General features: G+C 64.9%; 14 protein-coding genes. 6 read left to right on the top strand and 8 right to left on the bottom strand.

Translation table 11 applies throughout. The features are described 5' to 3' along the window. Positions 1 to 67: 67 nt before the first annotated feature. Positions 68 to 400 carry an FmdB family zinc ribbon protein gene (locus tag ACLE20_RS02375; protein ID WP_410938640.1) on the top strand — a complete coding sequence of 111 codons (333 nt, stop codon included), beginning with the start codon at positions 68 to 70 and terminating at the stop codon, positions 398 to 400. A 167-nt stretch (positions 401 to 567) separates the two neighbouring features. Here ACLE20_RS02375 and ACLE20_RS02370 read toward each other — a convergent pair whose 3' ends face one another. From ACLE20_RS02370 to ACLE20_RS02360, 3 genes are read right to left on the bottom strand one after another with little or no spacing between them, the layout of a single operon-like run. After that, positions 568 to 1386, bottom strand: coding sequence for an alpha/beta hydrolase (locus ACLE20_RS02370; RefSeq protein ID WP_410938639.1), 819 nt, complete (start codon positions 1384 to 1386; stop codon positions 568 to 570). Positions 1387 to 1394: 8 nt separating this feature from the next. Next, positions 1395 to 2882: an NAD-dependent succinate-semialdehyde dehydrogenase gene (locus ACLE20_RS02365; protein WP_410938638.1), complete on the bottom strand. Its 1488-nt coding sequence runs from the start codon at positions 2880 to 2882 to the stop codon at positions 1395 to 1397. A 15-nt stretch (positions 2883 to 2897) separates the two neighbouring features. Beyond that, positions 2898 to 4124: an iron-containing alcohol dehydrogenase gene (locus ACLE20_RS02360; protein WP_410938637.1), complete on the bottom strand. Its 1227-nt coding sequence runs from the start codon at positions 4122 to 4124 to the stop codon at positions 2898 to 2900. 202 nt (positions 4125 to 4326) lie between these two features. Here ACLE20_RS02360 and ACLE20_RS02355 point away from each other — a divergent pair, with 202 nt between their 5' ends. The 5 genes from ACLE20_RS02355 to ACLE20_RS02335 are packed head-to-tail and all read left to right on the top strand — an operon-like array spanning position 4327 to position 9258. Continuing rightward, positions 4327 to 5025, top strand: a complete 699-nt coding sequence (locus ACLE20_RS02355; RefSeq protein WP_410938636.1) for a GntR family transcriptional regulator — start codon at positions 4327 to 4329, stop codon at positions 5023 to 5025. 9 nt (positions 5026 to 5034) lie between these two features. After that, complete coding sequence (locus ACLE20_RS02350) at positions 5035 to 6615, top strand: sugar ABC transporter ATP-binding protein (RefSeq protein WP_410938635.1); 1581 nt, start codon at positions 5035 to 5037, stop codon at positions 6613 to 6615. Beyond that, on the top strand, positions 6612 to 7604 hold the full coding sequence (locus ACLE20_RS02345) for an ABC transporter permease (RefSeq protein WP_410938634.1): 993 nt from the start codon (positions 6612 to 6614) through the stop codon (positions 7602 to 7604). The genes ACLE20_RS02350 and ACLE20_RS02345 overlap by 4 nt, the downstream gene beginning before the upstream one ends. Positions 7605 to 7655: 51 nt before the next feature. Continuing rightward, positions 7656 to 8606 (top strand): substrate-binding domain-containing protein, encoded by a 951-nt coding sequence (locus ACLE20_RS02340; RefSeq protein WP_410938633.1) that lies wholly within the window; start codon positions 7656 to 7658, stop codon positions 8604 to 8606. Positions 8607 to 8664: 58 nt separating this feature from the next. Then, on the top strand, positions 8665 to 9258 hold the full coding sequence (locus ACLE20_RS02335; RefSeq protein ID WP_323107750.1) for a DJ-1/PfpI family protein: 594 nt from the start codon (positions 8665 to 8667) through the stop codon (positions 9256 to 9258). A 457-nt stretch (positions 9259 to 9715) separates the two neighbouring features. Here the strand turns inward: ACLE20_RS02335 and ACLE20_RS02330 are convergent, their stop codons facing one another. The 5 genes from ACLE20_RS02330 to ACLE20_RS02310 all read right to left on the bottom strand — a co-directional run bounded on the left by ACLE20_RS02330 (position 9716) and on the right by ACLE20_RS02310 (position 14856). After that, on the bottom strand, positions 9716 to 10501 hold the full coding sequence (locus ACLE20_RS02330) for an SDR family oxidoreductase (RefSeq protein WP_410938632.1): 786 nt from the start codon (positions 10499 to 10501) through the stop codon (positions 9716 to 9718). Between the two features lie 56 nt (positions 10502 to 10557). Further along, the gene (locus ACLE20_RS02325) at positions 10558 to 11508 is read right to left on the bottom strand and encodes a sugar-binding transcriptional regulator (protein WP_410938631.1); all 951 of its coding nucleotides are present in this window, start codon (positions 11506 to 11508) and stop codon (positions 10558 to 10560) included. Positions 11509 to 11530: 22 nt separating this feature from the next. Then, complete coding sequence (locus tag ACLE20_RS02320; RefSeq protein WP_410938630.1) at positions 11531 to 13000, bottom strand: FGGY family carbohydrate kinase; 1470 nt, start codon at positions 12998 to 13000, stop codon at positions 11531 to 11533. Positions 13001 to 13075: 75 nt separating this feature from the next. Beyond that, positions 13076 to 14047 (bottom strand): transketolase family protein, encoded by a 972-nt coding sequence (locus ACLE20_RS02315; protein WP_410938629.1) that lies wholly within the window; start codon positions 14045 to 14047, stop codon positions 13076 to 13078. Further along, entirely contained in the window at positions 14047 to 14856 is an 810-nt protein-coding gene (locus tag ACLE20_RS02310; protein WP_410938628.1) for a transketolase, read from the bottom strand. Before ACLE20_RS02310 ends, ACLE20_RS02315 begins: the two co-directional genes overlap by 1 nt. Between the last annotated feature and the right edge of the window lie 159 nt (positions 14857 to 15015).

Raw genomic sequence — 15015 nt, 5'->3', positions numbered from 1 at the left:
CCCATCCAGGCAAAGGGGGCTGCAGGGCCGCCTTCGCTGCCCATCCTCTCGAACCTCGAGACACGCCATGCCGACCTATGACTATCGCTGCCCTCACTGCGGACCCTTCACAGCGATGCGTCCCCTGGCGGCGTTCCGCGACCCGCAGGCCTGCCCGACCTGCAATGCCATGGCGGCGCGGGACCTGCTGAGCGCGCCCGCCCTCGCAGGCATCGACCTGCCCTGGCGCAGCGGGGTCAATGCGAGCGGGCGGAGAGACGAGAGCGGTCGTCCCGCGGCGCAGGGCGCGCATCCCATCGGCTGCGGATGCTGCGCGCGCCGCTCGCCCATCCCCGCCGCTCTGGTTTCGAAAGGCCGCGTCTTCGCCTCGAGCGGTCCCCTGCGCCGAAGCGGACAGTAAGCGCCGTCTCAACCATTCTCGATCAAGGAGAACGGCACGGCCCCTCAAACCCTCAATGGTGCCGGCCTCTTCAAGTCCGCCGAACGCGGCAGTGAAAGGCACCGAGCTTCGGACGGGCGATGCGCAAGCTGAGAGCATGCGTCAAGCCGAAGAAGCCGGGCGCCGCATCAAGTCCGCGCGATCATCGTCTGTAGGGCCTGGCTGAGCGCGTTGCCTGGAATGCCGAGATTCAGCACGCTGCTCATATGGTTTTCGCCTTCAACGGCAAGCGCCTGCACGGACAGTCCCTGACTGCGAAGATGATCCGCGAAGCGGCTCGCCTGGTCGTGGAAGGGCGCGGTCTCCTCGCCTCCGACGAGGATATTGGCGCGGCAGGCCGGATCGTGGTCCTGCGTCAGCGGCGTAAAACGCGCGACCTCCTCATCCGTCAGACCGATTTCCTCTTGCAGGAAAGAGTGCTGGAGCGGCTTCAGATCGTAGAGCCCGCCGAGAAGAAGCGCTTCGCGGATCGCTGGTCGTTCCCGACCCGCATGGAGGAGGAAGGTTGCGAGATGCGCGCCGGCGGAGTGGCCGCTGACGCTCAGGCGCTCCGGGTCGCCACCGAACTCGGCGACGTGCGAGCCGATCCAACCCGCGGCTCTGCGCGTCTGATCGACGAGCGTGGCGAGCCTTGCGCCCGGCATCAAGTCGTAATCGAGGATGACGGCGATGGCACCGGCCGTGGTGATGCTCTCGGCCATCATCGCATAGTCCCGCTTGGAGAACATACGCCAGTAGCCGCCATGGATGAACAGGTGGACTGGCAGGCTGTGGCGCGGCCCAGGCGGGAAGAACAGATCGACCGTCTCGGCCGGACCGGTTCCATAAGCAAGGTCTGCCGCCATCGGCAATGCGCGCCGCGCTGCCGCGCTTCGTCGGAGTATCTCATCGACGATGACGTCGAAATCGGCGACGTGGCTGCGGATATGGAACGGGTCGCGCTGCACCGCGGCGCTCAGAAGCTGGTTGCGATATATTTGGCTTCCATGAACTCAGCGATCCCGTGGTGCTGGCCGCCCTCGCGCCCCAGGCCGCTCTGCTTGACGCCGCCGAAGGGGGCGGCCGGGTCGGAAACCAGGCCGCGATTGAGCCCGATCATGCCCGCCTCGATACGGGAGCAGACGCGCAGGCCCCGCCCGACATCACGGGTGTAGATATAGGCGGCAAGCCCGTATTCCGTGTCGTTGGCAAGATCGATCACCTCGTCTTCGTGTGTGAAGCGATAGAGCGGAGCGACGGGCCCGAAGATCTCCTCGCGTGCCATCAGCGAGTCCCGGTCGACATCGACAAGCACCGTCGGCGGATAGAAGAAGCCGGTTCCGTCCGAAGCTTCGCCACCGCACAGCGCCCTAGCGCCCCGCTGTCTGGCGTCATCGACGAGGCGACTGATCTTCTCCACCGCCTTGCGCGTGATCATCGGGCCGCAGTCGGTTTTGTCCGAGGCGCCGGCGCCGATCGTCAGGGCCTGCATCCGACGCGTCAGGGCCGCGGCGAAGGCGTCATAGATGCCGTCCTGAACGAAGATGCGGTTTGCGGCCGTGCAGGCCTCGCCGGCATTCCGCATCTTGGCGACCATGGCCCCATCGAGCGCCGCCTCGAGGTCCGCATCGTCGAAGACGATGAAAGGCGCGTTGCCGCCGAGCTCCATCGAGCAGGAGATGACGTGCTTCGACGCTTCCGCCAGCAGCGCCCGACCGACACCGGTAGAGCCGGTAAAGGACAGTTTGCGCACGCGCGGATCGGCGAGGATGGCGGCGCTCATGCTGCCCGGATCGCTCGTCGTCAGCACATTGACGACGCCGGCGGGAACGCCTGCCTCTTCATAAAGTGCGGCCAACGCATAGGCGGTCAGCGGCGTCTCGCTCGCCGGCTTGAGGATGACGGTGCAGCCGGCGGCAAGCGCCGGCGCGATCTTGCGCGTCGCCATGGCGGCGGGAAAGTTCCAGGGCGTGATCAGCAGGCAGATGCCGATCGGCTGGTAATCGACGATGATCCTGTTCGCGCCGGCCGGCGCGAGCGCGAATTCGCCGCTGATGCGCACGGCCTCTTCGGCATTCCAGCGGAAGAATTCGGCCGCGTAGGCGACCTCGCCGCGGGCGTCCTTGAGCGCCTTGCCGTTTTCCATCGAGATCAGCTGAGCAAGCATCTCGGCGCGCTCGACCATCAGCTCGAAACAGCGGCGCAGGATTTCCGACCGCTTGCGGGGCGGGGTGTCGCGCCAGAGGGGTGTTGCCGAGGCCGCGGCTTCCACCGCTTTTGCCACCTCGTCCGGGCCTGCATCCGGCACATGGGCCAGAACGGCTTCCGTCGACGGATCGACGACGGGGATCGAGCCGCCCGTATCGGACGGGACCCATTGTCCGCCAATGTAGAGGCCGCGCGAAGCGGCAGCGAGGTCTGGCAAAGCGTGCTCGGCGGGCAGGCGGGCATGGGCAAGGGTCATGGTCAATGGTCCTGATTAGAGGGCGCTGGCGGCGACGTCACCATCATAGGCGGCCGTTACCAGCCGCTTCATGGCGTCGAGATCGAAGCTGCGCGGGTTGTTCTTGATCAGCCGGTCGATGCCGAAGGCCTGCTCGGCCGTCCAGTCGAGCTGATCGGCGGCAAGGCCGAGCGCCTGAAGGGTCGTGGTGATGCCGATCGCCGCGAAGATGCGCTGGACTTCCTGGATTGCGGCCTGCGCCATCTCTCCGGTCGAGCGACCGGCGGAAGAAAGGCCAAGCGCTGTCGCGACCTCGGCGAGCTCCCGCGCGGCCGCGCTGCTGTTGAAGCTCATGACATAGGGAAGGAGCGTGGCGACGCCGAGGCCATGCGCCGTATGCGTCAGCGCGCCGGCCGGATATTGGATCGCATGCGCCGCCGCCGTGCCCGCCGTGCCGAAGGCGCAACCGGCTGCGAGCGCGCCCATCATCACATCCGCGCGCGCCTCTTCGTCCGAGCCGTCTGCATAGGCCCTTTCCAGGCTGCGCCCGAGCAGTTTGATGGCGAGGAGGGCAAAATGGTCTGTCAGCGCGCTTTTGCCGATAAAGACATGATTTTGTGCAAGCAGCGGATCGGCGCCGCGCCGCGCCGCGGTGAAGGCCTCGATTGCATGGGTCAACGCATCGGCGCCAGCAACGGCCGTCAGGCCGGGCGGGCAGGTCATGGTCAGCTCGGGATCGCAAAGCGCTGCGGCGGCGATAAGATGCGGGCTGGAAATGCCGACCTTCAACGTCCGGTCGGGATCGGTGATCACCGCCACAGGCGTGACTTCGGACCCCGTTCCCGCCGTCGTCGGAACGGCGATGACCGGCAGGATCGGCCCCGGCACCTTGAACTCTCCATAGTAATCCTGCAGCCGGCCGCCATGGCTGAGGAGGAGGGCGGCGCATTTGGCCATGTCCAGGCAGCTTCCGCCACCAAGCCCGATCACTATCTCCGGCTGAAAGTCCCGCGCCTCTTCCACGCAGGCCGTAACGCTTTCGCGCGGCACATCCGGGAGCACGCGATCATGCACAAGGACCTCGATGGATGCGCCGCGCAGAGCATCCATCATCTGCTGAAACACGTCCGTTTCAGTGAAGCGGCGGTCGGTGCAGATGAGCGCCTTCCTGCCGAGGCGCGAGGCGACCGTCGGCAATGCGTGACGTTGGCCTTTCCCGAACAGGATTTCATGCGGCAGCCGGATCGCGGCGAAGTGAGTCATTCCAAGTTCCTCAAAGGGAGCACACGCGAAAGAGGTTTGCAGCCGCATGTCTGGAGTGCGGCCCACCGCCGCCCGCCCGCCACGCTCATCCACTCTGCTCGTCCTATCACTGCTGCGTTACCGGATATAAAATCGTATAGGATATAGGATTGCATGTGCTGGAGCATCGTGATAGCGGTTGGTCATGTCAAGGGGCAAACTCATGCAGAACAGAATTTCCCGACAGTCCGACACTGATCCCGCGGCCGGCTCCGCCATACAGCGATCGACCAGCCTGGCCGGCGACGTCTATGATGCGATCTTCGCCCAGCTCATGTCGCTGAAGATCGCGCCGGGCGCCCGCATCACGGTCGACAATCTGGTCAAGGAGTTCAGCGTTTCCCACACGCCGATCCGCGAGGCGCTCGGCCGGCTGGAAGGCGAAGGACTGGTCATCAAGACCCATCTGATCGGCTATAGCGCCGCGCCACAGATCACCCGCCGACGCTTCGACGAGCTTTACGCCCTGCGCCTGCTCCTCGAGCCGAACGGCGCGGCCGGCGCGGCGAAGGTCATGACGGAGGAAAGCTTGGCCGCATTGAGAGATGCAGCCGGCGTGATGGGCCGAGGCAGCGCCGACGACAGGGTGCGTTATTCGACCTTCGCCCGTCAGGATGCGATCTTCCACGACATGATCATGCAGCTCGCCGGCAACGAGCTCATCCGCGAAACCCTGAACCATCAGCACACCCATTTCCACATCTTCCGACTGATGTTCCACTCCCGCGTGACCGAGGAGGCCCTGGACGAGCACCAGGCCCTGCTCGAGGCCTTTGCCGCCGGCGATCCGAAAGCCGCGGAGCAGGCAATGCGCGCTCATATCGAACACTCTCGGGATCGGCTTCTGCCGGCTTTCGACTGAGAGCGGCCGATGTCGACTCTGTCCATCGTCGAACGCGCCCCGGTCAAACAGGCTGCGGCCACCGCGCCGCAGCCCACGTCACCGACGCTACGCGCCCAGGGCCTGAGCAAGGCCTATGACACCGTCACCGTCCTTTCGGATGTCAGTCTCGATATCTTCCCCGGCGAGGTGCATGCGGTCATCGGCGAGAACGGTGCGGGTAAGTCCACCTTCATGCGGCTTCTCGCCGGCTACGCGGCGCCCACGACCGGCACGCTCATCATGGATGGCCAGGCCGTCACCTTCGCCAAGCCCCAACAGGCACAGAAGGCGGGGATCGTTCTTGTCCACCAGGAAATCCTGCTCGCGGATGGACTCACCGTTGCCGAGAACCTGTTTCTCGGCCGCGAGCTGATGCGCGGCGCCATCGTCGACGACAGGACCATGCGCCGTCTGGCCACCGAGAAGCTTGCCGAACTCGGCTGCTTCGTCTCTCCCAACGCGCTGGTGCGCGATATACCTCTAGCCGACCGGCAGCTGGTGCAGATCGCCCGGGCGCTGCTTGACGACTATCGGCTCGTGATCTTCGACGAACCGACGGCTGTGCTGACGGGCGGGGAGGTCGAGCGGCTTCTCTCGATCATCACCCGGCTCAAGGCGCGCGGCATCGCCATCCTCTATATCAGCCACCGGCTGGACGAGGTGCAGCGTCTCGCCGACAAGGTGACCGTGCTGCGGGACGGCGCAATGATTGGCACCTATCCGGCCGAGGGCCTGTCACAGCTGGATATGGCGAAGCTGATGGTTGGCCGCGATCTGGCGGCCATGTATCCGCAACGCCAGCCGAAAAGCCTGGGAGAGCCTCTCCTCGAGGTCCGCCAGTTCACCGTTCCGGGTTATGCGAAGGACGTATCCTTCTCAGCAATGACGGGCGAGATCCTCGGCTTCGCTGGGATGATCGGAGCCGGACGGACGGAGCTTTTCGAGGGCATCACCGGCTTGCGCCCGGCGTCGGGTCACGTCCTGCTGCGCGGCCAGCTGCTGGAAATCCGCAGCCCGCGAGCCGCCATGGACGCCGGCATCGGCTATCTGACCGAGGATCGCAAGGGCAAGGGCCTGCTGCTGCAGGATCGGCTGGCGCCCAACCTTACCCTTGCGGCGATCAACCGCTTCCACCCCGGCGTCATGCTGCGCCGACGGCGCGAACAGGCGGCCTTGGGCGAGGCCGTCGGGACCTACGACATCCGGCTGAAGAGCCTCGGCGTCAATGCCGGTCACCTGTCCGGCGGCAATCAGCAGAAGCTCTTGCTTGCCAAGGTGATGCTGACAAACCCGTCAGTGGTCATCATCGACGAACCGACGCGGGGCATCGATATCGCCAACAAGGCGCAGATCTACGCCTTCATACAGAAGCTCGTCGGGGACGGGCGGACCTGCATCGTCATCTCGTCCGAGATGCAGGAGCTGATCGGCATCTGTGATCGGATCCTGGTGATGCGGGAGGGGCGCATCGCCGGCGAACTGTCGGGCGCGCGGATGACGGAACACGAAGTCGCGCTTCTGGCCACCACCGAAGGAGCGGTGGGGCCGGGGCAGGGAGGAAAGCCATGACTATACTCACCGATGCGGGGGCGCTTCGTCCATCGCATGACTGGACGATCCGCTGGGCGGATATCGGCCCGTTTCTCGCTCTTGCCGCCCTGCTGGTGATCGGGTTCGGCATCAACCCGGATTTCCTGTCCGGAACCAACCTGGCCAATGTGATCACCCGCAGCGCCTTCATCGCGATCATCGCGGTGGGTGCCACCTTCGTGATCTCGTCCGGCGGTCTCGATCTCTCCGTCGGCTCGATGGCCGCCTTCATCACCGGCATCACCATCCTGTTCATGAACAGCATGGCGCCAACATGGGGGCCTTGGGCGATCCCGCTCGGCATGGCCGTGGCTGTCGGCACCGGGCTCGTCTGCGGTCTCATCAATGGCCTTGTCGTCACCGTCGGCAAAATCGAGCCCTTCATCGCCACGCTCGGCACGATGGGCATCTTTCGCGCCCTGATTACCTATATGGCGGATGGCGGTACCATCCCGATCGACAGGAGCCTGCGCGAGGCCTATCGGCCCGTCTACTTCGGGACGATCGGCGGCATTTCCTATCCGATCCTCATCTCGATCGCCGTCGCCGCCATCGCATCCCTCGCGCTTTACAAGATGAAATATGGGCGCAAGTGCGCGGCGGTCGGCGCGAATGAGGATGTCGCCCGCTATTCCGGCATTTCGGTCATCTCCACGCGCACCATCGCCTATGCCATCCAGGGCGTCTGCGTTGCGATTGCGGCCATCTGCTATGTCCCGCGGCTTGGCGCGGCGACGCCGACGACCGGCGTGCTCTGGGAGCTTCAGGTGATCACCGCCGTCGTCATCGGCGGAACGGCCTTGCGGGGAGGCAAGGGCCACATCTGGGGAACCGTGGCGGGCGCCGTCATCCTTGAGCTGATCGCCAACCTGATGGTGCTGTCGGATTTCGTCTCGGAGTACCTCGTCGCTGGCGTCCAGGGCGTGATCATCATCATCGCCATGCTCATCCAGAGGTTTTCGAAGTAACCCGCCATCGGACCGGCGGAGGAGTTTCAAGGTCCAATTTGGGAGGAACGCATGCTTATGAAAAAAAGACTGGCGGCACTGGCCGTGACATCGCTCATCATGGCCGGCCAGGCCCTGGCGGCGGAGAAAAAGGTGGTCGCGGTGTCGATCCCCGCAGCCGATCATGGCTGGACGGCCGGCATCGTCTATCACGCCCAGGCTGCGGCCAAGGAAATCAACGCCGCCTTCCCGGATGTCGAGGTCATCGTCAAGACCTCGCCCTCCGCCACCGCCCAGGTCAGCGCGCTCGAGGATCTCTCCGCCGGCCGCAAGCTCGATGCTCTCGTCATCCTGCCCTATACATCGGAGGAGCTGACAACGCCCGTGCAGGCCGTCAAGGATGCCGGCACCTTCATCACCGTCGTTGACCGCGGCTTGAACGACCCCTCGATCCAGGATCTCTATCTGGCCGGCGACAATATCGCGGTCGGCCGCAATACGGCGAAATACATGATCGAGAAGCTCGGCGGGAAGGGCAATCTCGTTGTGCTGCGCGGCATCCCGACCGTCATCGACGATGAGCGGATCAAGGGCTTCCAGGACGCGATCAAGGACACGGATCTGAAGGTCCTCGATATCCAGTACGCCAACTGGAACAGCGACGACGCCTTCAAGCTGATGCAGGACTATCTCGCCAAATATCCGCAGATCGATGCCGTCTGGGCGAATGACGACGACATGCTGCTCGGCGTGCTGGAAGCGGTGAAGGAGTCGGGCCGCAAGGACATCAAGCTCGCGCTGGGCGGCAACGGCATGAAGGACATCGTCAAGAAGGTGATCGACGGCGACGCCATGACGCCGGTCGAGACGCCCTATCCGCCGGCGATGATCAAGACCGCGATCTACATGACCGTCGCCAATCTGACGGGCCAAGCGCCGGTGCGCGGCACGGTCAAGCTCGACGCGCCGCTCATCACCCAGGAGAACGCGCAGGAATATTACTTCCCGGACTCGCCCTTCTGAGACCCGAAGACGGGGCGGCGCTGGCCGCCCCCATCCAACATGCGCATAGGAGCCAATCATGCCAGGCAAGAAGATATTGATGCTGACCGGTGAGTTCACCGAGGAATATGAGATTTTCGTCTTTCAACAAGCGATGGAGGCCGTCGGACACACCGTGCATGTCATCTGCCCGGACAAGAAGGCGGGCGATCTGATCAAGACATCGCTGCACGATTTCGAGGGCGACCAGACCTATACCGAGAAGCTCGGCCACTTCTTCACGATCAACAAGACGTTCTCGGAAGCGGAAAACCAGCTTGACCAGTATCACGCCGTCTATGCCGCGGGCGGACGCGGTCCGGAATATATACGGACCGACAAGCGCGTGCAGGCGATCGTGCGCCACTTCCACGAGGCGCAGAAGCCGATCTTCACCATCTGCCATGGCGTGCAGATCCTGATCGCCGTCGATGGCGTGGTGCGTGGCAAGCGGGTCGGCGCACTGGCGGCCTGCGAACCCGAAGTCACCCTTGCCGGCGGCACCTATGTCGACCTTTCGCCCACCGAAGCCCTGGTCGACGGCACCATGGTCTCCGGCAAAGGCTGGACGGCACTGGCTGCCTTCATCCGCGAGTGCTTGAAGGTCTTGGGAACAGAGATCGTCCACCATTAGCAAAACGCGCCGGCGCCCACCGCCGGCGCTTCCACCACATCCGGCCATTCCGGCCTGCAAGGCCTCGCGCCTTATGTCCACATGCTTGAACTGCACCGGGTTTGCCGGAGGCCCCAACTATCGCCTTACCGCGCCTAAATCCTGACATTTCTCATCCAGCCTCAAACCGACCACTCCGAGAAGCAAGCCGTTGCCCGGATCGGGAAGGTGCTGCCAATAGAACTAGGTGTTCCACGGGTGGGCAGGTCGCTTCCCTTCAAAAACAGAATTTTGCAGCTCTCTTTGCGCTCAGGCTCTCGCAACCAAGAACCCCTGCAGGTTCTACGGCTCGTGGAACGCTTCAAAGGTTCCTCGGTATCATTGTTGCGGGGCTTTCTGTGCCTCTATTCTGTCTTGATCTCTATCAACGTGACCTAAGCTCGAAGTTTTCGCCGACTAAGATCAGTCTTCTGTTTGCTCAGGACATGATCAGTCCGCCATCGACATTGATCGTCTGGCCGGTGATGTAGCGGGCGTCGTCCGAGGCGAGGAAGGCCACCAGGGCGCCGACTTCGGCGGGGGTGCCGGCGCGGCCCATCGGAATGCCCTTCACCCATTCGGCCATCAGCTCGCCGGGCCCGTAATCGCCAAGCATCTCACCCCAGACGCGGTCATTATAGTCCCACATTTCGGTGTGGATGATTCCGGGGCAGATCGCATTGGCAGTGATGCCCTCGCGGGCCAGTTCCTTGGCGAGACTTTGGGTCAAGCCGACAACGCCGAATTTTGAGGCAGCATAATGCGGTGTGTAGATGAAGCCCTGGCGTGCCTGGCCGGAGGCGGTGTTGACGAGCCGCCCCTTGGTGCCGCTCGCCCGGAAACGACGCACCGCCTCCTGGCAGCAGAGGAAGACGCCCTTGGTGTTGACGTCGAGGTTCAGGTCCCATTCGCGCTCGGTCAGGTCCTCGACCCGGGCAATGGTGATGACGCCCGCATTCTGGACGGAGACGGAGAGGGGGCCGAGCCGGGCCTCGACCTCCGCATAGGCAGCCTTCACAGCGGCGGCATCGGTCACGTCCAGCGCGAGACCCAAGGTTTCAGCGCCGGTCTCCGCGGCAAGGGCCGCGGCCGCCTCCGGCGTGTCGGCTTCGATAGCGCCGATCGCCACCTTGGCGCCCTCTTCGGCAAAGCGGGTGGCAATGCCCCGGCCGATCCCCTTGTTGCCGCCGGTTACGAATACGGTCTGGCCTGCGAAACGAGTCATGCGTCGTCCTCCTTGTCTGACAAGGCCGCGCGCCAGGCTCGATCCGCGCTCACGGATCAGGCGGTCAGGCGCGCGGCCGAAAACTTATCCGTCACCAGCACGTCGATGACGCCGAGCTTCAGCGCCCCGGCGATCGCCTGGGTCTTCGATTCCCCGCCCGCCAGCGCCATGACCCGGCGGGTCTTGCGCAGATCCTCGAGCGACAGACCGATGACGCGGTCGTTCAGCGGCGTCTCCACCGGCTTGCCGTCCTTGTCGAAGAAGCGATAGGAAATTTCGCCGACCGCGCCGGACTCCTGCAGCATCGCCATTTCCTGGCGCGAAAACGTGTTGCCGGAGCGCGCGAGGAGCTCCGACGGCTCGACGGCGCCGATGCCGACGATGGCGAGGCTGAGCCGAGAGAAGAGATCGATCGTTTCGCGGACGACAGGGTCGGCCAGCATGACCAGCTTCGCCTCGCGCGATGAGGTGATCCCCTGGACGAGCAGCAGCCGCGGCTCGCCGCCGGTCAGCTTGGCAAGCCGCGCGGTTAGCTGCGTGGCGTGGGTCTGCACCGAGGCATCGCCCATGCCGCCGAGGATCTGCACGATATATTTGGCCTTAGCGCTTTTCAGCGGGTGGATGTTGTCCACCATTCTTAGGATCGTCTGGCTCCAGCTGGATACGCCGATGATCTCGTCCTGCTGCAGCGTGACCTCGAGGAAATGGGCGGCCGCTTCGCCGATCCGTGCCATAACCGCGCCATCGCGATCCTCCGAGCAGTCGATGACGATGGCCTCGGTCAGGCTGTAGCGCTCGCGCAGCGCGGTTTCGAGATCGGCGAAGGTGCCGACGGGCGGGATGACGGAGGTGCGGACGATGTCTTCCTGCTCCGCGCGCTTGAGCATGCGGGACACGGTCGCCTGTGACATATGCATCGTCTGGGCGATGTCCGCCTGCCGCCGGCCCTCGACATGGTACATCTGGGCGATCCGGGCGATCAGTCGCAATTCGTTGAGCCGTCCCATTCCGACCTCCGGTTGTGAATTTTTATTCACTCATAACGGATGGAAGGGAGACGGTCGAGCGGTAGATGGCGTCCTGCCAGACGGCGAGCCGGGCCGGCATATCCGAGGCCGCAGGCGTCAAAGGCGCACAAGGGCGCGGGAGCGCGGAGAGCGCGTCAAGACTGGGCCAAATGCCGAGCGTCAGGCCGGCGAGATAGGCTGCGCCGAGCGCCGAAGCCTCCGGCGCATCGCATGGGGTCAGCTCGTGGTCGAGCGCATCGGCCACGCACTGCATCAGGAAGCGGTTCTGGCTCGGGCCGCCATCGGCAAAGAGACGGCGGAGCGGCGCCGGCGATTGGCGCGTCATCGCCCGGAAGACATCGTGGACCTGGAAGGCGATGGAATCGGTGACCGCCCGGGCCATCTGCGCCCGGCTGGTGGTGAAGGCGATGTTGGAGAACAGCGCGCGCGCGTCCGATTTCCAATAGGGGGCGCCGAGGCCGACGAAAGCAGGCACGAAGCCCGGCCCGCCGGGCTGGGCCGTGGCGGCGAGATCGGTCAGCGCCTGCACGTCGGGAAGTCCGAGCAGATCCGCCATCCAGGGCAGGGACGCGGCGGAGACGAGGATATTGCCCTCGAAGGCGTAGGTTGCCTGGCCGCCGATCGACCAGGCGATGGTGGTGGTGATGCCGTCCTCCGGCGCAATGAAATGCGGCAGGGTGGTCATGACCGAAGAGCCGGTGCCGAAGGTCACCTTTCCATCGCCGGGATGGAAGGCGCCGTGGCCGAAGAGGGCGGCATGGCTATCGCCGATCGCGGCGGCAACGGGGATGCCGTCCGGCAGGCCCGGCACGCCCCGGGTGACGCCGAACCGGGACGCGCTGTCCATGACATGAGGCAAGGCAGCGATCGGCACGCCGAAGAGCGCGCAGAGCTCCTCGCTCCAGGCCTGCGCCTTGAGATCGAAGAGCTGGCTGCGCGCGGCGTTGGAGGCATCGCAGGCATGGACCGCGCCGCCGGTCAGGCAATGGATCAGCCAGGAGTCGATCGTGCCGAGGCGGACCGGTCGGTCGGCCGGCACCCGGTCCATCAGCCATCGCATCTTCGGCCCCGGAAACATCGGATCGATCGGCAGGCCGGTCAGGGCCTGGACGCGTGGCTCATGGCCTGCGGCCGCCAGCGCCGCGCAGTCCGCATCCGTGCGCCGGCACTGCCAGCTGATCACCGGGCCGAGCGGCGCGCCGGTCTCGCCATCCCAGGCGGTCACGGATTCGCGCTGGTTGGAAATCGCGACGGCGAGAACCGCGACACCCGGCTGCTTGGCAAGGCAGGCGGCGATCGCTTCCAGCACGGAGGACCAGATCCGCTCGGGGCTCTGCTCCACCCAGCCCGGTTGCGGATGCGCAATGCCGACCGCCGCGCTCCCTCGCGCCAGGATCTCCCCGGTCGCGCTCACCAGCACGGCCTTGGAATTGGTGGTGCCCTGATCGATGGCGAGAATGGCGGTGGTCATGGAAACTCCGGCGGAAGAAGGACGGGCGCGGCTCGGGAGGGAGGCCGCGCCCGGCCAGGCATGCCCCGCGCGCCCTCAGGCTGCGCGCGAGGTCGCCCGGGAAATGAGAGCAAGCGCCGCATCGGCAATGGCGGCGGGCGACATGCCGAACTCGTCGAGCAGGAATTCGGCCGAACCGGTGGGTGCGAAGATGCCGGGCACGCCGAGGATCTTCATCGGCACCGGCGCTTCGGCAACCACCACTTCGGCAATGGCCGAGCCGAGGCCGCCGATCGTCGAATGTTCCTCTGCGGTCAGGATCGCGCCCGTTTCGCGCGCGGCGGCAACGACCGCCTCCACATCGAGCGGCCGGACGCTCGCCATGTTCAGCACGCGCGCTTCGACGCCCTTGGCGGCCAGGATCTCGGCCGCCTTCACGATTCGATGGGTGACGGTCCCGTTGGCAATCAGCGTCACCGCATCCCCGTCGCGCAGAAGGTCGGCCTTGCCGAGCGTGAAGCGATGGCCCGCCGGCAGGAGATCGGGAACGCCGACGCGCGAGAGGCGCAGGAAGACCGGGCCGTCATAGGCCGCGGCCCATTCGACGGCGGCCGCCGTCTCGATCGAGTCGCAGGGAGCGACGATCGGCAGATTGGGCAGCACGCGCATCCAGGCGAAATCCTCGATCGAGTGGTGGGTGGGACCCAGCTCACCATAGGCCATGCCGGAGGAAATGCCCACGAGCTTCACATTGGCGTTGGAATAGGCGATGTCGGCCTTGATCTGCTCCAGGGAGCGGCCAGTCAGGAAACAGGCGGCGCCGCAGACGAAAGGCAGGAGGCCGCCATTGGCGAGCCCGGCGCCGACGCCGACCAGCGTCTGTTCGGCGATACCGACATTGACCAGCCTCTCCGGCCATTTTTCCTTGAAGCCGCCGAGCTTGGAGGAGCCGACGGAATCATTGCAGACGGCGACGATCTTTCCGTTTTCGGCGGCCAGTCGCTCGAGGACCGAGATGAAGGCGTCGCGGCAATCGTGCAGCGCCGGGCGGGAAGGGGCGTGGTCCATCAGAAAGCCTCCGAAAGCTCTGCTACGGCGATCTTGTACTGCTCGGCATTGGGCACCTTGTGGTGCCAGTCGACCCGGTCCTGCATGAAGGAAATGCCGTGGCCCTTATTGGTGTGGGCGACGATGCAGTGGGGGCGCGGCCCGCGCTTCTCGAGCGCCGGGACGATCTCGTCCATGGCGTTGCCGTTGATCTCCGTCACATCCCATCCGAAGGCCTTCAGCTTGGGCGGGAAGGGGGCGAGATTGTTGGTGTCCTTCAGGGCCGCGCCCTGCTGGAATCGGTTGTGGTCGATGATCAAAGTCAGATTGTCGAGGCCGAACTGGGCCGCGGAGGCGATCGCCTCCCAGTTGGAGCCCTCCTGCATCTCGCCATCCCCGGTCAGCACATAGGTATGGTAGAGCGCGCCCGTCAGCTTGGCGGCCTTGGCCATGCCGACGGCAACGGGGAGCCCATGGCCGAGCGGGCCGGTATTGGTTTCCACGCCCGGCACCTTGGTGCAGTTCGGATGGCCGTTCAGCCGCGAATGCGGCTTCAGGAAGGTGCTGATCTCCTCTTCCGGCAGGAAGCCGCGCTTGGCGAGCGTGACGTAGAGCGCCAGAGCGACATGCCCCTTGGAAAGCACGAAGCGGTCGCGGTCGGGATCCTTCGGCGCCTCGGGCCGGACGCGCAGGACACGGAAGTAAAGTGCCGTGAGGATATCGATCGCCGACATTTCCCCTCCGATATGGCCGGCTCCGGCTTCGAACACCGCCTGCAGATCGCGCAGGCGGATCTGCCTGGCGATGCGGTCGAGATCATTCGGCTGCATGGATTCCTCACGATGAATAAATATACAGTTGCCTCTATAATTGCAGAAGGCGGGCGTCTGTCAAGCCATCTTCTCTCCGATGACGGCTAGATCGACGCCTATTGATGGTGTTGACAGATGGGAATAAGCCGGTTACGAATTTAATGCACAACATGAATA

Source organism: Rhizobium sp. YIM 134829 (assembly GCF_046546455.1).
This window is presented reverse-complemented; position numbering and strand designations above follow the sequence as displayed.